At 67.7% G+C, this 19,459-nt stretch carries 15 protein-coding genes; 11 read left to right on the top strand and 4 right to left on the bottom strand.

The window, feature by feature from the left end:
• Positions 1-143 precede the first annotated feature (143 nt).
• From infC to surE, 3 genes are all read left to right on the top strand, one after another.
• Entirely contained in the window at positions 144-665 is a 522-nt protein-coding gene (gene infC / locus FHR90_RS15120) for a translation initiation factor IF-3 (RefSeq protein WP_176624329.1), read from the top strand.
• A 296-nt stretch (positions 666-961) separates the two neighbouring features.
• Positions 962-3,409, top strand: a complete 2,448-nt coding sequence (locus FHR90_RS15115; protein ID WP_176624327.1) for a TonB-dependent receptor — start codon at positions 962-964, stop codon at positions 3,407-3,409.
• Between the two features lie 74 nt (positions 3,410-3,483).
• A complete protein-coding gene (gene surE, locus FHR90_RS15110; protein ID WP_176624325.1) occupies positions 3,484-4,272 on the top strand; it encodes a 5'/3'-nucleotidase SurE in 789 nt (262 codons plus the stop codon).
• 21 nt (positions 4,273-4,293) lie between these two features.
• On the opposite strand, the gene glyS is transcribed toward surE, so the two are convergent.
• Both glyS and FHR90_RS15100 read right to left on the bottom strand, forming a co-directional pair.
• Positions 4,294-6,369, bottom strand: a complete 2,076-nt coding sequence (gene glyS, locus FHR90_RS15105; protein ID WP_408871439.1) for a glycine--tRNA ligase subunit beta — start codon at positions 6,367-6,369, stop codon at positions 4,294-4,296.
• A 5-nt stretch (positions 6,370-6,374) separates the two neighbouring features.
• Entirely contained in the window at positions 6,375-7,232 is an 858-nt protein-coding gene (locus FHR90_RS15100) for a glycine--tRNA ligase subunit alpha (protein ID WP_176623572.1), read from the bottom strand.
• Positions 7,233-7,413: 181 nt separating this feature from the next.
• Between FHR90_RS15100 and FHR90_RS15095 the strand changes: the two genes are divergently transcribed.
• The gene (locus tag FHR90_RS15095) at positions 7,414-8,223 is read left to right on the top strand and encodes a DUF2076 domain-containing protein (protein ID WP_176623574.1); all 810 of its coding nucleotides are present in this window, start codon (positions 7,414-7,416) and stop codon (positions 8,221-8,223) included.
• 25 nt (positions 8,224-8,248) lie between these two features.
• Here the strand turns inward: FHR90_RS15095 and FHR90_RS15090 are convergent, their stop codons facing one another.
• Together FHR90_RS15090 and FHR90_RS15085 are read right to left on the bottom strand one after the other, a co-directional pair.
• Complete coding sequence (locus FHR90_RS15090) at positions 8,249-9,112, bottom strand: endonuclease/exonuclease/phosphatase family protein (RefSeq protein WP_176623576.1); 864 nt, start codon at positions 9,110-9,112, stop codon at positions 8,249-8,251.
• Positions 9,113-9,131: 19 nt separating this feature from the next.
• The gene (locus FHR90_RS15085; RefSeq protein ID WP_176623578.1) at positions 9,132-9,824 is read right to left on the bottom strand and encodes a carbonic anhydrase; all 693 of its coding nucleotides are present in this window, start codon (positions 9,822-9,824) and stop codon (positions 9,132-9,134) included.
• An 89-nt stretch (positions 9,825-9,913) separates the two neighbouring features.
• Here FHR90_RS15085 and FHR90_RS15080 point away from each other — a divergent pair, with 89 nt between their 5' ends.
• The 7 genes from FHR90_RS15080 to FHR90_RS15050 all read left to right on the top strand — a co-directional run bounded on the left by FHR90_RS15080 (position 9,914) and on the right by FHR90_RS15050 (position 18,916).
• Positions 9,914-10,822: an NUDIX hydrolase gene (locus tag FHR90_RS15080; RefSeq protein ID WP_176623580.1), complete on the top strand. Its 909-nt coding sequence runs from the start codon at positions 9,914-9,916 to the stop codon at positions 10,820-10,822.
• A 125-nt stretch (positions 10,823-10,947) separates the two neighbouring features.
• A complete protein-coding gene (gene nadA, locus FHR90_RS15075) occupies positions 10,948-11,949 on the top strand; it encodes a quinolinate synthase NadA (RefSeq protein WP_246330308.1) in 1,002 nt (333 codons plus the stop codon).
• A gap of 21 nt (positions 11,950-11,970) precedes the next feature.
• Positions 11,971-13,533, top strand: a complete 1,563-nt coding sequence (locus FHR90_RS15070) for an L-aspartate oxidase (RefSeq protein WP_183275493.1) — start codon at positions 11,971-11,973, stop codon at positions 13,531-13,533.
• Positions 13,526-14,410 carry a carboxylating nicotinate-nucleotide diphosphorylase gene (nadC, locus tag FHR90_RS15065; protein ID WP_246330307.1) on the top strand — a complete coding sequence of 295 codons (885 nt, stop codon included), beginning with the start codon at positions 13,526-13,528 and terminating at the stop codon, positions 14,408-14,410. Before FHR90_RS15070 ends, nadC begins: the two co-directional genes overlap by 8 nt.
• A 95-nt stretch (positions 14,411-14,505) precedes the next feature.
• Positions 14,506-16,794: a glycosyltransferase gene (locus FHR90_RS15060; protein WP_183275492.1), complete on the top strand. Its 2,289-nt coding sequence runs from the start codon at positions 14,506-14,508 to the stop codon at positions 16,792-16,794.
• Positions 16,794-18,224, top strand: a complete 1,431-nt coding sequence (locus tag FHR90_RS15055) for a glycosyltransferase (protein ID WP_176625000.1) — start codon at positions 16,794-16,796, stop codon at positions 18,222-18,224. The genes FHR90_RS15060 and FHR90_RS15055 overlap by 1 nt, the downstream gene beginning before the upstream one ends.
• Positions 18,221-18,916 carry a fumarylacetoacetate hydrolase family protein gene (locus tag FHR90_RS15050; protein WP_176625002.1) on the top strand — a complete coding sequence of 232 codons (696 nt, stop codon included), beginning with the start codon at positions 18,221-18,223 and terminating at the stop codon, positions 18,914-18,916. The genes FHR90_RS15055 and FHR90_RS15050 overlap by 4 nt, the downstream gene beginning before the upstream one ends.
• Positions 18,917-19,459: the final 543 nt, after the last annotated feature.

Genomic DNA, 19,459 nt, shown 5'->3' with positions numbered 1-19,459 from the left:
GCTCCGGCGTTACCTGCACGGCTTGATTTCCGCCTCGTTTCGGCGGCATACGCTGCGTTGCATCGGCCCGCCGCTCGATCGGGCCGTTCAGGGCGGTAAACGACCAGAAACCACCACAGGAGACGAACATAGCCAGACCCCCAATGCAGGCCGCGCCAACCCGCGATGGCCCGCGCGTCAACGAGGAAATCCGCGTCCCGCAGGTGCGTCTGATTGACGACCAGGGCGAGATGATCGGCATCATGAGCACCCGCGACGCCATGATGCGTGCCTTCTCGGTTGGGCTCGACCTGCTGGAGATCAGCCCCAACGCCGAGCCTCCGGTCGTCAAGATCCTCGATTACGGCAAGTTCAAATACGAGCAGCAGAAGAAGAAGAACGAGGCCCGCAAGAAGCAGAAGGTCATCGAAATCAAGGAAGTCAAGGTTCGTCCGAACATCGACGAGAACGACTACCAGGTGAAGATGCGGGCGATGAAGACGTTCATCGACGAGGGCGACAAGGTGAAGGTCACGCTCCGCTTCCGCGGCCGCGAGATGGCGCACCAGGATCTCGGCGTGAAGGTGCTCGAGCGCATCCGCGGCGACATGGACGAACTCGCCAAGGTCGAGCAGATGCCGCGTCTCGAGAATCGCCAGATGGTGATGGTGCTCTCGCCACGCTGAAACGGGCCGAATTCGGCGTGCTGGAGGGCTCATCCGTTCACGGATGGGCCCTTTTTCCATGAACGAAGCTTCATTTTGTGCAATCGAGCCATGCGTATAACGCATGGATAACAGGTAAGCTGTCATAAAACAGTCACGTCATGTGCTGTTTTCGCAACGGTGCCCTGCGTCTTTGTCCGATCAGTCAAGTTCCTGTTACGGGACGTTGCGCAAGGTCTTATGAGGGCGGTCATTCGCTGCCCGGGTCGTTCGGTTCGGGCATCAACCACGCCAGAACGAGAAGCGACCTCACAGAGATGCGCACGACCGGCCTGCTGTTCCTGCTCGGAACCACCATCCTCACCTGTTCGGCGGGCACCGCCCTCGCCCAGACCGCACCCGCCGCCCACACGGCGGACCCGATCGCCGACACCCCGATCAATGCGCAGAGCGGTGCGTCGACCTCCGGCTCGCTGCCGACCGACATCGCCCGTCAGGCGCAGCAGGAAAACATCACCGTCCGCGGCAAGACACCGAGCCGCAATGCCATCGGTGGTGGCCTGATGGTGCATCAGACGGCGCCGAAGTCCTCGTCCACCGTCACCCAGGCCTTCATCGAGAAGCAGGCACCGGGCCAGAACCCCTTCCAGCTCGTCCGTCTGCTCCCTGGCGTGAACTCGACCAGCCCCGACCCGCTGGGCCTGACCGGCGGCAACCTGACCATGCGCGGCCTCGGCACCAGCCAGATCGGCGTGACCCTCGAAGGCGTGCCGATCAGCGACGTCGGCTCCGCGGCCACCTATCCGCAGGAAATCATCGACAGCGAGGACATCTCGCAGATCAACATCAAGCAGGGTTCGGCTGATATCGACTCCCCGGTGGTCAACTCCTCGGGCGGCACGGTGAACATCTACATGCGCGACCCGCTGATGAAGGCGGGCGGCACGGCCAGCTTCTCCTACGGCAGCAAGAGTGCCACGCGCGGCTTCATCCGCCTCGACACCGGCCTGATCGGCCACACCAATCTGCGCGGCTACGGCTCGTATTCGTACACCAGCTCGCTGATGTGGCGCGGCCCGGGGCATGACGAGAAGCAGCACGCCGACCTGAAATTCGTCAATGACTGGGGCCAGGGCAACCGCGTCGGCCTGTCCTTCGTCTACAATATGCTCAACAACAACCAGTTTCCGTCGGTGTCACTGGCGAACTGGAAGCAGTATGGCTGGGGCGGTCTGAACGTCTACAGCAACAAGTGGGATGGCACGACCAATACCTCGTCCACCAACAAGAACTCGATCGCCAACTATATCGGCGTCCGCGTCAATCCCTTCATCAACATCTACGTCTCGGCGCCCTCGACGTTTACCCTGACCGATCACCTGTCGTTCACCACCGCGCCGTATCTCTGGTATGGCTTCGGTAACGGCGGCGGCTACGGCTCGGTCACCGATCTCAGCAAGATCCAGTACGGCAACTCGGTCGTGAAGGCGACCGCCTATGGGCGCAAGTCCGGTGCGGCAGTGTTCTACAACCCGTCCATCACCGAGACCTACCGTCCCGGTATCAATTCGAAGTTCACCTACCAGACCGGCAACAACAAGGCGGTGCTCGGTTACTGGTTCGAATACTCCAAGCAGCGGCAGACCGCGCCCTACACGCCTCTCGAAGGCAACGGCAACCCGCTCAACACCTATGGCGACCAGCAGGAACTGATACTGTCGAACGGCCAGCCGCTCGAATACCGCAACACTCTGACCTTCACCCGCATCCACACCGTCTATGCGGGTGACAGCCTCAGCCTGCTGCACAACAAGCTCGTGCTCGATGCCGGCCTGAAATACATGAACATCGCCCGCGACGGCACCAACATGCTGCCGAGCGTCAAGGTGAAGTATCCCGAGACCCGCAATGACGGCTACCTGCCGACCGGCTCGGTCACCTACAACATCGACAAGTACAACTCGGTGTTCGCCTCGGTGACCACAAGCTTCAAGATGCCGGCCAACTACAACCTCTACGAGGCCGGCACCTACAACACCAAGACCGGCTACTCGACCCAGGCCAACCTCAACCAGCGTCCCGAGGTCTCGATCTCCGAGGATGTCGGCTATCGCTACCAGGGCCCGGTGATCAACGCGTCCGTCACCTACTTCCATTACAACTTCACCAACCGCCAGTTCTCGACCGGCGAGCTGATCAACGGAACCCTCTACACCACCAACATCAACGCCGGCGGCCAGACCACCGATGGCGCCGATTTCGAGTTCGGCACCCGCCCCTGGCACAATCTTCGGCCCTACGTCTCGGCCGAGGTGCTGCATCCGGTCTCCGACAGCAATATCAACGCCGGCAACAGCGCCGGCGACTACGTACGCTCGGCTGGCAAGATCGTGCCCTTCTCGCCGCAGTTCCAGACCGCCTTCGCCCTCGATTACGATGACGGCACGCGCTTCGGCGAATTCAACCTCAAATATGTCGGCCATCAGTATGCCGACTACATGAACCAGCAGTCGATCAACGGCTACACCACCCTGAACCTGTCACTCGGCTACCGCCTGCCGACCGTCTGGCGCCTCAAGGCTCCGACTCTCCAGATGAACTTCCTCAACCTGCTCAACGAGCATTACCTGGACGGCATCAATTCCGTGCAGACCAACGCCGCAAACACCACGGGCGTCTATGGAACCCCCATTGCCGCCAAGACCCCGACCTACACCGTCGGCAACGGCTTCGCCTGGTTGGCCTCGCTCAAGACCGACTTCTGATCGCCCTCCATCTGGGGCAATCTGCGGCGCCGGGAGTGATCCCGGCGCCGTTTTGCGTTGAATGGACCCAAGCGATGACCCGACTGCGCCGTGTGCTGCTCACCAACGATGACGGCATCGCCGCGCCCGGTCTCGCCGTGCTCGCCGAGATCGCCGACCAGATCGCCGACGAGGTCTGGATCGTCGCGCCCGGAACCGACCAGAGCGGCACCTCGCACTCGCTCAGCCTGCATGACCCGTTGCGCAGCATGAAACTCGGCGAACGACGCTTCTGCGTCGACGGCACGCCTGGCGACTGTGCGGCCATCGGCCTTGCCCACATCCTCGCCGACACACCCCCCGATCTCGTGCTCTCCGGGGTCAATCGGGGGGCGAATCTCGGTGTCGAGACGGTGTTTTCCGGCACCGTCGGTGCGGCGATGACCGCGATGCTGCTCGACGCCCCCGCCATCGCGCTCAGCCAGGTCTTCTCCGGTCCCAACCCGGTGCACTGGGACTGCGCACGCACCCACGGTGCGGCCGTGATCCGCGAGCTGCTCGCCCGCGGCTGGCCGAAGGATGCCTGCCTCAACGTCAATTTTCCCGACTGCCCGGCGGCAGAGGCGAAGTCGCTCCAGATCACCACCCAGGGCCAGGGGCTGATCGACCAGGTGCTGGTCGATGCGCGACAAGATCCGCGCGGCCGTGCCTATCACTGGCTCAATTTCCGCCGCGATCGCAGCCGCGCCGACCTGCCGGGCAGCGAGGTCGAGGCGGTCAGGGCAGGGTATGTGTCGGTGACGCCGATGCGGTTCGAGCGGACACATGCCGAGGCGTTCGAGGCGCTGTCCGGGGCGCTGCCCCGGGCCCCGGCAGGAGGCTGAGCCTCCTGCACCTCCATTCGATCATGAGGTGATCTGCGAGAAGTCGGCCGTTTTCTGCATCGTCATATCGAGGCGGTGCAGAAGGCGCAGGCGGTTCAGGCGCAGGGCAGGGTCGTCGGCGTTGACAATCACATCGACGAAGAACGCATCCAGTGGACCCCGCAGCGACGCAAGCACAGTCATCGCCCGCACATGATCGCCGGAGCTCCGCGCCGTCGCCAGCTCGGGTGCGACACGCGTCAGCGCCGCATCCAGCGCCTGCTCGGCCTCGAGACCGAACAGCGCCGGATCGACAGCGCCGTCGAACGGACCGTCCTTCTTCGCCTCGATGCGCAGGATGTTGGCCGCACGCTTCGCCGCCGCCAGCACGTTGGCGCCATCCTCGGTGCCAAGCAGCGCTTCCAGCGCCTCCAGACGTGCCAGCAGATCGACCACATCGTCGGCCTCGCCCGCGCCGAGCACGGCCGCCAGCGTGTCATGCCGCCGTCCCTCGCCACGTAGCGCCACGCGCAGCCGTTCGGTGAGGAAGCCGGGCAGTTCGGCCAGCGTCGCCGAGCCCGCAAGCCCAGCTGGCAGATGCGACGCCGCCAGCCCGATGAGCCGCGACAGCGGCAGCGACAACCCGTTCTCGCGGATGATGCGCAGCACGCCGAGCGCTGCCCGGCGCAGCGCATACGGATCGCCCGAACCGGTCGGCTTCTCCCCGGCGGCGAAGAACGCCGCCAGCGTGTCGAGCTTGTCGGCAAGCGCGACCGCGATCGCCACGGGTGCGGCCGGCACCGGGTCGGACGGCCCGCGCGGCTGGTAGTGGCTGCCGATCGCCTCGGCCACCGCCTCCGCCTCGCCGTCGTGACGCGCGTAATATCCGCCCATCACCCCTTGCAGCTCGGGGAACTCGCCGACCATGCTGGTGGACAGGTCCGCCTTCGCCAGCAGCCCGGCCCGCGTCGCCTGAGCGACGTCCGCGCCCACAAGGGGGGCGAGATCACCGGCGAGGGCGGCCAGCCGGTGTGCGCGTTCGAGCTGGCTGCCGAGCTTGGCGTGAAACGTCACCCGCCCCAGCGCCTCGACCCGGTCCGCGAGCGGCACCGCCCGGTCCAGATCCCAGAAATGCCGCGCATCGGAGAAGCGGGCGCGCAGCACGCGCTCGTTGCCGGCGACGATCAGGCGGTTGTCGCCGTCGCGTGGCGCAATGTTGGCGACAAAGGCGAAATGCGGCGCCGCCTTTCCATCGGCCCTGCGCAGCGCGAAGTAGCGCTGGTTGACGCGCATCGACACCTGCATCACCTCGGCCGGCAGGTCCATGAAGCGGTCGTCGATCCGGCCGAGCATCGCCACCGGATACTCGACCAGCCCGTTGACCTCGTCGACCAGGCCTTCGTCCTCGACCACGTCGAGCCCGGCCTCGCGCGCGACCTTCGCCACGCCCCCGGCCACCATCGCCCGGCGCTCGGCGGGGTCGACGATCACCTTGCGTGCGGCCAGGCCTTCGCGCCAGCCCTCGATCGAATCGACCGCGAACGTGCCGGGGGCGAGGAAGCGATGGCCTTCGGTGAGGTCGCCGCTCGCCAGCCCGTGCCCGTCATCATCGCTTCCCAAGGCGAGCGCGAACGGCACCACCGACCCGTCCAGCAGGCACAGCACATGGCGCAGCGGCCGCACCCAGGCGAAGGCGGAGGTGCCGCCCCAACGCATCGATTTCGGCCACGGAAACCTCCACAGCAGCGCCGGAAGGGTCTCGGCCAGCAGCTCCGTCGCTGCGCGGGCAGGGGCCGATTTCTCCAGCACCCAGAACCCGTTCTCGATCCGCAGCGCGTCCTTCGCGACCGCGTGCTTGCGCAGGAATCCGGCCAGCGCCTGCTCGGGCGCGGTCTCGCGCGGGCCGCGCTCGATGCTCGACTGCGCCTCGGTGCGTGGGGCCAGTCGCGCCGTCAGCGCGATCCGGCGCGGACCGAAGAACGTCGTGATCCCGACCGGCGCAAGCGGGGCCGCCGTCTCTGCAAACAGCCGCGCGAGATCGGCGGCCGCACGCGCCTGCATGCGCGAGGGGATTTCCTCGCTGAACAGTTCGAGCAGGAAGGGCAGGGTCTGGCTCATCGCACTCACTCCCCCGCCAGCCAGGCTTCGCAGCAGGCGCGGGCCAGATTGCGCACCCGCCCGATATAGGCGGCGCGCTCGTTGACGCTGATCACGCCGCGTGCATCCAGCAGGTTGAACAGATGCGACGCCTTGAGGCACTGGTCATAGGCCGGCTGGGCGACGCCCTCCTTGACCAGCGCGTTGCACAGCCGCTCGGCGTCGATGAACTGCCGGTGCAGGGTTTCGGCATCCGACAGCTCGAAATTGTGCCTCGAATAATCCCGTTCGGCGCGCAGGAACACGTCGCCATAGGTGAGGCCACGCCCGTTGAAATCGAGGTCGTAGACGTTCTCGACGCCCTGCACATACATCGCCAGCCGTTCGAGCCCATAGGTGAGCTCGGTCGAGGGCAGCACGGTGGGGATGCCGCCCACCTGCTGGAAATAGGTGAACTGCGTGACCTCCATGCCGTCGCACCACACCTCCCAGCCCAGGCCCCACGCGCCGATGGTCGGGTTCTCCCAATCGTCCTCGACGAAGCGGATATCGTGTTCGAGCGGGTCGATGCCGATCGCGCGATAGGAATCGAGCAGCAGGCTCTGGCTCTCTTCCGGCGTCGGCTTCAGCAGCACCTGATACTGGTAATAGTGCTGCAGGCGGTTCGGATTCTCGCCGTAGCGCCCGTCCGACGGCCGGCGCGAGGGCTGCACATAGGCCGCCCGCCACGGCTTGGGTCCGAGCGCGCGCAGTGCGGTTGCCGGATGCAGCGTGCCCGCGCCCATCTCCGTGTCATAGGGCTGCAGGATCGCGCAGCCCTGCGCCGACCAGAAACTGTGCAGCCGCAGGATCAGCTCCTGGAAGCTCGGGGGAGGGGCGGTCATCGTCTGGATCGGGGCTCTCGGAGGCGGGATTGCGCAAGTTTCACGCTGATCCAGCGCAAAAAGCCCGCGCGCGCAAGACCTTGGCGCGCTCGTGCAGCCATGCGGGTCGTGGAACGCTTTGCGCGGCGTCTCGTTTGGCCCATGCTATCTCCTTCACCTATGGAGCAATCGGGACAGACCGATGAACCAGGAAGAACGCGATCTCATCGCCCGCTTCGTCGCCCGCGTCAGCGGCCAGTCGCAGCCCGCCGCATCGGGTGGCGCGTGGGGTGCCTCCGTGCCCGCCACCACCGCCCCCGCGCTGCCGCCGATCGACCCGGAGGCCGATGCTTTCATCAAGGAGAACTTCCAGCGCTACCCGGAGGCGCCCTACCGCATCACCCAGACCGCGGTGGTGCAGGAAGCGGCCCTTGCCGAGGCGCAGAACCGCATCCGACGACTGGAATACGAGCTCCAGCAGGCTCGTGCCCAGGCCGCCGCGCAGCCGCAACAGCGCAGTGGTGGCCTGTTCGGTGGCCTGTTCGGCGGCGGCAGCCGCGCCCAGCAACCGCCTCCGAATTACGGCCCACAGGGCTATCCGCAGCAGGGCTACCCCCAGCAGGGTTACCAGCAACCACCCCAGCAGGCTTATCCACCGGGCTATAACCCGGGGATGTTCCAGCAGCGCGGTAGTGGTTTCCTTGGGTCCGCGCTGACCACCGCGGCCGGTGTCGCCGGCGGCATGGTGGCCGGCAACGCGATCATGGACCTGTTCGAAGGCCATCACGGCGGGGGCTTCGGCGGCGAATATGGTGGCGGCGAGACGATCATCAACAATAATTACGGCGACGCTGCCGCCGGCGGTGCTGGTGGCGACCCCTGGGGCGGTGCCGGCACGGGTGCCGACGCCTACGACCAGGGCGGCGGTTTCGACAACGCACCCGCCGATACGGGCAGCTTCGATACCGGTGGCACCTTCGATGGCGGCGGATGGGACGACAACAGCTTCTGAGGCCTGGGTTCGGCCTGGCGTACCGTCAGGGCAGGTCGAGCCGCACCGACACCGGGCAGTGGTCTGAAATCACTGCCTGCATCGCCGGATCGTGCTCGTCATAGACGAGGACCCGCAGGCTGCCAGGCACCAGCCAGTCGCGCGCCGGGCCGCCGAGCAGGATGTGGTCGATGAAATCCTCGCCGCCCCAGCAGGGGCTGGCGCGCCCGGCGGTGGTCCGGGTGAGCGGCGCGGCCGAGGCGAGTGCTGCGTAGAATGGATCGCCGGCATTCATCCGGCGGTTGAAGTCGCCGAGGATCGCGAAGGCGTCGCCCTCGCGCTGTCGGTCGGCGATCCAGCGCTCGATCACCGGTATCTGCGCGGCCAGCATCGGGCAGGCGGCACGCAGCCGGTCGTTGAGTGGACTGTCCCAACAGCCGCTCTTGAGATGCACCACCAGCACGCGGATCTCGTCAGGTCCGTCGCCGATCGTCACGTCGAGTCCGCGCCGGAGCCGGTGCGGATCGTCGGGCGGCGAGACGTCGAGGGCGACCAGATCGGGGTGGCGGGTGAACGCGATCCCCCTGCGCAGTGCCAGCCCGACCCGCTGGACGACGGCGTCGTCCGTCAGCAGCACCGTATAGGCGTCGGCCGGAAAGACGCGTCCGGCCATCGCGGCACCGTCCACCTCCTCGATCCCCACGGCATCCGCATCCAGCCGCCGCGCGTAGGCGGCGAGCCGCGCGAGGCCGGCTCGGGATTTCGGGCTGACGTCATCGGGCAATGACGGATCGCCCGCCGGGCGCTCCGTCAGCCATTCGAGGTTCCAGGTGGAGAGCTTCAGCCCAGCCGCAGCTGCCGGCGCGACCGGCAGCAACCACAGCAGGGCGAGGACGATCCGGCAGAGCATCCGCCGGATCGTAACGCCATCACACCGTTTCGGCGACCCGCTCCTGGAAGCGTGCGATCGCCTTGTCGAGAGGCATCGCCTCCTGGGTGTTCTCGTCGAACACGGTGATGGTGCCGGTGGGGATGTGATAGAACCAGCCCTGCACCACCAGCTTCCCGGTCGCGAGCTTCGCCGCCACCGCCGGGTGGGTGCGCAGATGCGCGAGCTGCAACAGCACGTTCTGTTCCGTCGCATGCTGGACGCGCTCGTTCGGCTCGTTCGGCCCGACCGCCTCGGCGACCGCGCGCGCGGTCTGCGCGTTGCGCAGCCAGCTCGCCACGGTGGGCATCGTCTCGACCTTGTACTTGCCCGGATCGAGCAGCGCCTTCATCGCGCCGCAGTCCGAATGGCCGCAGATGATGATCTGCTTCACGCCGAGCGCGCTGACCGCATACTCGATCGCCGACGACACGCCGCCGAGCATCTCGCCGTAGCCCGGTACGATGTTACCGATGTTGCGCAGCACGAACAGGTCGCCCGGCTCGGACTGGGTGATCATCTCGGGGCTGACACGGCTGTCGGCGCAGGTGATGAACAGCGTGTGCGGGCTCTGCGAACTCGCAAGGCCGGCGAAGAGCTCCTTGTTCTCGTGGAACACGGTGGTGGAAAAGGTCTTCACGCCCTGCAGGAGCTGCAGAATGCTCTGGGGCGCGGACGTCGCGTCTTGGGTCATGGTGCCTCCTGGACGGGTTGTGATACAAAACGTAACACGCAGCGGTCATAGCAGAGACGCGTGGCCGACGAACCTATATTCTGCGTCATATGCCGGGCAGCGACAAAGGTTCCGACACGACCGTCGAGCGGATGCCGGCGGCGGAACTCGTCGCCGTGCTCGCCGCGGTCGATGGCGCCAACCCGGTCGTGCTCAGCGTCGATAGCGAGCCACCCAGCGCCCTGCGCGCGCTGCCCTCCGGGCCGATGGAGCCCGGCCACCGCTCGCTTCAGGCCGGCGTGCGGAGCTGGGTCGAGCGCCAGACCCGCCACCCGCTTGGTCATATCGAGCAGCTCTACACCTTCGCCGACCGCGGCGAGGGCGGGCCGCGCGCCGTGTCGATCAGCTACCTCGCGCTGACCCGCATCGGCACCACCCCGCTGCCCGGCTGGCGCGGCTGGTATGCCGCCTTCCCCTGGGAGGACCATCGCTCCGCCACGGGCCGGGCGGCGTCCGAGGTGTTGCTGGACGCGCTCGAACGCTGGTGTGGCCCGGTGCGGGCGCGTCGGCAGCGTGCGCGCGCGCTGTTCGGTCGTGATGGCGTGCCGTGGCACCCGGAATGGGTGCTGCAACGTTACGAACTTCTGTTCGAGGCCGGCCTGATCGCCGAGGCCGGCCACCCCGCGCCCCTGGCCGAGACCGGCACCGCGATGTGGCACGATCATCGCCGCATCCTCGCCACCGGCATCGCCCGGCTGCGCGCCAAGATCCAGTATCATCCCGTGGTGTTCGAGATGCTGCCCGACAGCTTTACCCTGCTGCACCTTCAGCAGAGCGTGGAGGCGATTGCCGGGCGGCTGGTGCACAAGCAGAATTTCCGCCGACTGATCGCAGCGCAGGAGCTGGTCGAGGAGACCGGCCAGATGAGCGCGGGCACCGGCCGTCCGGCCCGGCTGTACCGGTTTCGCGGAGATGTGATGCGCGACAGGGCCGTGGTGGGCACCAAACTGCCCCGCTGACGCGACATCGCAGTCGCCGACGCTCTTGACGTCGCGGCGGCTGGTGCTACGTGTCCGTGACAAGGCGCGACCGCGCCGTTTCTTTTGCCCCACTTATGCTCAAGTTGAGCATAAAGGAGTAAGCGATGGACACGTTGATGCTGGACCGCGGCGTGCGGGATGCGGATCAGGGGCTCGAGCGTCTCTACGACCGTGTGCGCCGGGTGGTGCCGCCGATGGAGTGGGCCGGGTTCGCCGACGACATCCGCGCCATCATCGAGCTCAAGAAGCAGCGCAACGCGGTGATCCTGGCGCACAACTACCAGACGCCGGAGATCTTCCACTGCGTGTCCGACATCGTCGGCGACAGTCTCGCCCTGGCCCGCGAGGCGCAGGAGGTCGATGCCGACGTCATCGTCATGGCCGGCGTGCATTTCATGGCCGAGACCGCGAAGCTGATGAACCCATCGAAGACGGTGCTGATTCCCGATGCGCGGGCAGGATGCTCGCTGGCGGACTCGATCACCCCTGCCGATGTCCGCCTGCTGCGCGAGCGCTTTCCCGGCGTGCCGATCGTGACCTACGTCAACACGTCGGCCGCGGTGAAGGCCGAGAGCGACATCTGCTGCACTTCCGGCAACGCGAGGAAGGTGGTCGAGAGTCTCGGCGTGCCGCGCGTGTTGATGATCCCCGACGAGTTCCTCGCCCGCAACGTCGCCGCCGAGACCGATGTCGAGATCCTCGCCTGGCACGGCCATTGCGAGGTGCATGAGCGCTTCACACCCGCCGACATCGCCGCCCTGCGCGCCGCCCATCCCGGCGTGGTGGTGCTGTCGCATCCCGAATGCCCGCCCGAAGTGGTCGCGGCGTCGGATTTCGCCGGGTCCACCGCGCGGATGTCGGAGTTCGTCGCCGAGCGTCAGCCGCAGCGTGTGGTGCTGATCACCGAATGCTCGATGAGCGACAACCTCGCCGTCCAGCACCCGAAGGTCGAGTTCGTCCGTCCCTGCAATCTCTGCCCGCACATGAAGCGCATCACGCTCGGCGCGATCCGTCATGCACTGGAGACGATGAGCGAGCCGGTGGAGATCGACCCGTCCGTCGCCTTCGCCGCGCGTCGGTCTGTGGAGCGCATGCTGGCGGTCTGATCCAACAAAGGTCGCTTGGACATGATCATCGTCGTTGGAAGCGGGCTCGCAGGCATGCTGTGCGCGCTCGAACTCGCCCCGCTGCCCTGCCTGCTGGTCACCCGCGCGCCGCTTGGCCAGGAGGCCAGCACCCCCTGGGCGCAAGGTGGCATCGCGGCCGCGGTCGGGCCGGATGACAGCATCGAGAGCCACGTCGCCGACACGCTCGCCGCCGGCGACGGGTTGTGCGACGCCGAGGCGGTGGCGCGCATCGTCGGCGACGGACCGGCGGTGATCGAGGCGCTGGAAGCGCGGGGCGTGCGCTTCGATCGCGACGCCGACGGCCGGCTGCGTCTCGGGCTCGAGGCTGCCCATTCGCGGCATCGCATCGTGCATGCCGGCGGTGACGCTACGGGGGCGGAGATTTGCCGTACGCTGGCCGCCTCGGTGCGTGCCGCCGCTCACATCACGCTGCGCGAGGGCGCGACGCTGCGCCAGCTCTCGGTGCGCGACGGGCGTCTCTGCGGCGCCTGGATCGACGACGCCTACGTTCCGGCCGATGCGGTGGTGCTGGCCACCGGCGGGCTGGGCGGGCTGTACGATGCCACCACCAACCCCGCGGGTGCCGTCGGCAGCGGCATCGCGCTCGCCCTGCGCGCCGGGGCGGGCTTGCGCGACATGGCGTTCGTGCAATTCCATCCGACCGCGCTCGATACGGGTACTGCGGGGCAGGTGCCGCTGGTCAGCGAGGCGGTTCGCGGCGCGGGCGCGCGGCTGGTGGACGAGACCGGCGCCGCCTTCACCGATCCGCTCGCCCCGCGCGACGTGGTCGCCCGCGCGGTCTACGGGCATCGCCAGACCGGCCATCGCACCCTGCTGGATGCCACCGGCATCGCCGATTTCGGCGGGCGTTTCCCAGGCGTCTCCGCGATCTGTGCCGCGCATGGCATCGATCCGCGCATCGAGCCGATCCCGGTGCGCCCGGCGGCGCATTACCACATGGGCGGCATCGCCGTGGATGCGGACGGGCGCAGCACGGTCCCAGGCCTGTGGGCCTGTGGCGAGGTCGCCTGCACCGGGCTGCATGGTGCGAACCGCCTGGCCAGCAACTCGCTGCTGGAGGCGGCCAGCACAGCGCGCCGTGTGGCGCACACGATCGCCTCCGTGGGTCCGGGGGGCGCAAGCTCGGTGCGTGCCGAGCCGGCCGAGCCGATGGCGTTCTGTCCGACGCGTCGCGACGAGGTGCGACGCATCCTCTCGGTGCGCTGCGGCGTGCTTCGCGATGGCGACGGGCTGGCTGCGGCGGTGGCGCAGCTGCGCAGTGATGCCGCGCGCAACGACGATTCGCTGGTCGCCCTCGCCATCGCGGTCTCCGCCTATGCCCGCTGCGAGAGCCGGGGGGCGCATACCAGGCTCGATTTTCCCGATCGCGAGGCGGTACCGGTGCGGCGTCTGTGGACTGCTGCCAGCCTGACGGAGGCGGCCCGCGAACGCATGCGAGCCGACACCACCCGCGAACGCATGCGAGCCGACACCACCCGCGAGCGCATGCGAGCCGACATCACCATCGAGCGCATGTCGCATCAGGACGAATTCCATGTCTGAGATACCGATGAACGAGATCGCCGCGCCGAATCTGGTGCGCCTGCCGGACCTGTTGCTCGCACCCCTTGTGGAGGCAGCACTGGTCGAGGATCTCGGCCGCGCAGGCGACATCACCTCCAATGCCACCATTCCGGCCGCGACGGTCTCGGCCTTGGTGCTGCGGGCGCGCGATCACGGCGTGATCGCCGGGCTGGATCTCGCCCGGCTGGCCTTCGCCGCCATCTCGCCCGACATCGTGATGACGGTGGTGCGCGATGACGGCCATGTCGTGGCTCCCGGCGATCTGATCGCGCGCGTCACCGGTCCTGCGCGTGCGATCCTGACCGCGGAACGCGTCGCCCTGAACTTCCTGTGCCAGCTCAGCGGCGTCGCCACCGCGACTCACACCATCGCCCGTGCCATCGCCCATACCAGGGCGCGGGTGTGCGACACCCGCAAGACCGTTCCCGGGCTGCGCACGGTGCAGAAATACGCCGTGCGCTGCGGGGGCGGGGTGAACCACCGCTTCGGGCTCGATGATGCGGTGCTGATCAAGGACAACCACGTCGCCATCGCCGGCGGCGTGGTGCCGGCGATCGCTGCGGCACGGGCGGCGATCGGCCATTTGGTGAAGATCGAGATCGAGGTCGACACACTCGCCCAGCTCGACGAGGTGCTGGCGGTCGGCGTCGATGCGGTGCTGCTCGACAACATGGGTCCCGACATGCTGCGCGAGGCGGTGGCGATGATCGGCGGCCGCGCCATTGCCGAGGCGTCGGGGCGCATCACCCCCGAGACCGCGCCGGCGATCGCCGAGTCGGGGGTCGACCTGATCTCCGCCGGCTGGCTGACGCACAGTGCGAGGGTGTTCGACATCGGCCTCGACGCGGCGCTCTGAGGTCGCCTCCCCGGGGCTCTTTCCACCGCTCGGCAACGGCCTATACTTCCCGCAACGACCGGGGTGGACCGGACGATGACGGGGGAACGAAACGGGTGAAACTGTTCCTGCTGTCGCGCAACCGGCCCCTGTTCCTGTGGGCCTGTCTCGACAGCCTGCACCGGCTGACGCGCTCACCAGTCTCCATCATCGTCATCGACGCCGCATCCGACGATCCACTGGTCGGCCGGGTGCTGGACGGGTTCGACCGGCGCGGCCTGTTCGAGCGCATCGTCCGGCTCGACAGCAACGATCCCGCGCAGGTGTGGCGCACCATCGCCGCGATGCTCGGGCCTGACGATGCATTCGTCGGCTATATCGAATCCGATGTGGTGATCGAACCCGGCCCCTACCCGTGCTGGCTGGGCCGTCTCGAGGAACTGATGCGGTCGGACGATCGTCTGGCGATGCTGGGCTCGGCGATCGTCAAGGACGATTTCGTCTCCATCGAGACCGCGCGTCGGCTGCTGCCCGAGGCCGACGAGCAGGTCCTGCGCGCACAGATCTACGCGGCCGACCCGGAGCGCGAGCAGGATGTCGCCGAAGCAGCCGGCCAGCCGGTGTTTTTCCCGCACAACCCGGCCGGCCGGCTGCTGCTGCTGCGTACCGCCGCCCTGCGCGTGATCGGCCCGGCCACCGATTCCGACATGACCGAGCGCCTGCGCGAGCATGGCTGGCGCAGCGGCATCAGCACCGAGGTGCGTCACAGGCATCTCTCGCTGCTCAACATCTTCGACTATCCCGAGTACGACGTCCGCAGACGCAATGCCTACATGGCCAGCCTGTCCTACAAGGCGCAGGCGGAGCGTGCGCTGGCCGGCCATGCGCTGAGCGACGATCCCGACCTGCACATCCTCGCCGACGGGGTGCGCATCGATCCTCGCGAGGACGACGACCTGCTGGTGTTCGACCTTCCCGAACGGGCCGCCGAGATCGCGCTGGTGTCGCGTCGCGGCTACGCGTTTGGCGCCGACGACCTGCGCCCGCTGGGCGTGGCGGTCGACAGGCTGCGGCTGGACGGGCGCGATGCGATCGCCGACGCCACGCTCGGAGCCGGCTGGCATGCGTTCGAGGCGGCAGGCAGCCGCAGCCGCTGGATGAGCGGCCGTGCGACGCTGCCGGCCTGTCGCGAGGTCAGGCTGCGCATCTCGGCGCGGGTTCCCTATCTGCCGGAGCAGGATGTGCAGGCCATGATCCCTCCCGCCCAGCCGGAGACGACGGACACCACGGCGTCGGACGCAGCCAGGCCTGCGGAAATTCCCGCCGGCGCGCTGGATTTCGCAAGCTGGGAGACCTGCTGGGGTTGGGCGTGGGATGCGACCGCGCCCGACGACCCGGTCGATCTCGACATCCGCCTCGACGGCGAGACGCTGTTCACCCTTCGCGCCGAGATCTATCGCAGCGACCTGGTCGGCGCCGGCATCGGCAATGGCCGCCACGGATTCTATTTCCGCGTGCCGAGTTCGCTCTCGCCCCGGCAGGCGGCGGTGCTGGAAATCACGCTTGCCGGTTCCGATCGCCATATCCTCGGTTCGCCGACCCTGCTGCGCGATCCGGCGGCGGCCATCGACCCGGTGCCGCTCGACCAGACCCTGGCCGAGACGACCTCGCGCCTGCTCGACCACGCACGCGGCGAGGACGAGGCTCGCGCGCTGGCGACGTCGCTGCTGCGCCAGTTCGACCGCGTGCAGCAGCATCTCGGCCGGATCGGCGAGGCGAAGCAGCGGCGCGACCGCCATCTCGACGGTCTCGGCGGCCTGTCGAAGGCGATCGACGAGACCATCCAGGCGGTGATCGAGCGCCATCGGCCGCTGCGCATCGCCCCCGTCGCGTCGCCGGAACTGTCGGTTGTCATTCCCGTACATGGAAGGTTCGATCTGGCCTATCGGGCGATCGAGACGGTCATCGAGCAATCGGGTCGTGACGCCTTCGCCTGGCCGGGTGGCGTGGAGATCATTCTCGTCGATGACGGCTCGCGCGATGAGACCCTGTTCGCCGCTATGGTGCTCGATGGCGTGATCATCCTGCGTCATGCGCAGGCGCAGGGCTTCGTCGGCGCCGTCACCGCCGGCGTGCGCGCCTCGCGCGGGCGGATGCTGCTGCTGCTCAACAGCGATACCGAACTGCAGCCCGGCGCACTGAGCGAACTGCGGCGGACCTTCGATCTCGACCCGTCGATCGGCATCGTCGGTGCGCGGCTGTTGTCGCCCGACGGCCGACTCGCCGAGGCTGGCGGCATCGTCTGGCGGCTGGGCGACGCCTGGAACTGGGGCCGGGGGGCGATCCGGAGGCGCCGGGCTTCAGGCATCTGCGCGATGCGGACTACGTCTCCGGCGCGGCGCTGATGATCCCGCGCAGCGTGTTCGACGCGGTCGGCGGCCTGTCGGAGGAATTCGCGCCCGGCTATTACGAGGATACCGATCTCTGCTTCAAGGTGCGTGCGGCCGGCCATCGCGTGGTGGTGCAGCCGGCCGCCAGCGTGCTGCATCACGAGGGGGCAAGTGCCGGGACCGACGTCGAGGGCGACGGCATGAAGCGGTTCCAGAAGATCAACCACCGCCGCTTCCTCGACAAATGGCGCCCTGTGCTGGCCAGCCACGCGCCGACCGCCACCGCCCCAGAGCGCGAGGCCGAGCGTGGTGTGACCCGGCGCGCGCTGTTCATCGACGACCGCATCCCGACACCCGACCAGGATGCCGGCTCGGTCGCCGCGGTGGCGCATATGCGCGCGCTGCAACGGCTCGGCTATCAGGTCACACAGGTCGGCGCCGAGATGGACCGGCTCGAGCCCTACACCACCGATCTCGAGCGCATCGGCATCCGCTGCCTGTATGCGCCGTTCTGTCCCACCGTCGAGCAGGCGATCCGCAGCGCGCAGGTCGCCTATGACCTGATCTATCTGCACCGTCTGGGCAACGCCTCCGCCTATCTGCCGATGGTCCGTGCGCGGTTTCCGAAGGCGCGCATCGTCTATGGCCTCGCCGATCTGCACGCGCTGCGCGCCGAGCGCGAGCGCGAGCTGGGCCTGGGGGAGGGGACGCGGGATTCGATCGCGGCCCTGCGCCGGCTCGAACTCGCCACCATGGCGGCGGCCGATCACGTGATCACCCATTCGACCCATGAGGCGGCCCTGCTCGCCGCGCAGACCCAGACGCCGGTCAGCGTGGTCGCCTGGCCGGTCGAGCGGGCGGCGGAGGTGCCGCAATGGCGGCAGCGTTCGGGGCTGGTGTTCGTCGGCGGCTATCGGCACCCGCCGAACGTGGATGCGGCGGAATGGCTGGTCGGCAGCATCATGCCACTGGTGTGGCAGTCGCGCCCTGACATCACCCTCGACCTGATCGGCTCGCATGCCCCTGCCGAGGTGCTGCGTCTGGCCGGTCCGCGCGTCCGGGTCCGCGGACATGTCGCTGATCTCGACGCGGCCCTCGCCGCAGCGCGTCTGAGCGTCGCACCGCTGCGCTACGGGGCGGGGGTGAAGGGCAAGGTGCTGAGCAGTCTCGCCTGCGGCATTCCCTGCGTGATGACGCCGGCCGCCGCCGAGGGGCTCGACCTGCCGGCGCCGCTGGCGGCCCTGGTCGGCAGCACCCCGGCCGAACTCGCCGCCCTCATCGTCGACCTCTACGACGACGAAGGGCGCTGCTTCGATCTCGCGCAGGCGGGCTTCGACCTGCTCGATGACTCCTTTTCCGAAAGCCGCATCGATGCGGCGATGCGTGAGGCGGTCGAGGCGCCGCTCGCGCCTGCGATGACCGACGAACGGGAGAAATCGACGTGAGTGGCTATGTGCTGGAACCGCCATCGGTGGTCGGCGTCCCGGTGGTTGGCGGCGGCCTGTTCGGGGTGCGCCGGGTGTTCTGCGTCGGGCGCAACTACGGCGACCATGTGCGCGAACTCGGCGGCGATCCGAAGGAGCAGCCGCCGATCTTCTTCACCAAGCCGGCCGATGCGGTGGTTACTTCCGGCGCGCCGATGCCTTACCCGCCGCGCACCGCCGACCTGCATTACGAGGTGGAGCTGGTGGTCGCACTTTCGGGGGGCGGCCGCGACATCGCACCCGCGGACGCTCAGGCGCTGATCTACGGGTACGCGGTCGGACTCGACATGACCCGCCGCGACCTCCAGGGACAGGCCAAGGCAGCCGGCCAGCCCTGGGACATGGCCAAGGCCTTCGACCATTCAGCGCCGATCGGCGACATCGTGCCGGTCTCGGTCTGTAGCCATCCCACACGGGGTGCAATCACCCTGACCCGCAATGGCGAGATCCGTCAGCGAGGTGATCTGTCGGAGATGATCTGGAGCGTGCCGGACATCGTTGCCGCGCTGTCGGGATTTGTCGCGCTGGCCCCGGGCGATCTGATCTTCACCGGAACACCCTCCGGCGTGGGTCCCACCGTGCCCGGCGACCGGCTGATCGGCACGGTCGAGGGCGTCGGTGACGTGTCGGTGTCGATCACCGAAACGGAATGACCAGATCCGTTCTGGAATAAAAACGAGTTCGCGCCGCTGATTACCGGTCAGCAAATGGTCTGTCGCTTCCTCGAAAGGACGCGTCGCAGGCCGGGGCGACAGATGCCCCTGTGGGGTGTACGCCAACGACGCTATGGGCGCAGGTGGTGGCGGGCGGACAGAGCGCTTGACGGTGGACATGGGCAGCGACAGTGTTCCGACCGTGTTTCAGACCTTTCCCTCCTCTGACCGACGCCGACGCCGCGTAACTCGCGGCGATGTCGTTGTGCGCGTGAGATTTGAGGCGAGGGCCGGCTAGACCTAGCCTCTTACTCGCCTTTTCTGGAAGCACGATGCGCCCCGCGACACCTGTCGCGGGGTTTTTTGTTGTTGGAGATGATGATGACCACCCTGCAACCAACCGACCCGGCCTACCCTGTCCAAATGCAGCTTGCTGCCTACAATGCGCGTGACGTGACCCCCTGAAACTCTGCCACGGATGGCTAGAGTCCGGACCCAACGGGGGACGGATGGATGAAGAAGTCACGGTTCACAGAAGAGCAG

This window comes from Endobacter medicaginis, from assembly GCF_014192375.1.
GTDB lineage: Bacteria > Pseudomonadota > Alphaproteobacteria > Acetobacterales > Acetobacteraceae > Endobacter > Endobacter medicaginis.
The sequence above is the reverse complement of the archived record's forward strand: the minus strand, read 5'-3'. Positions and strand labels throughout refer to the sequence as shown.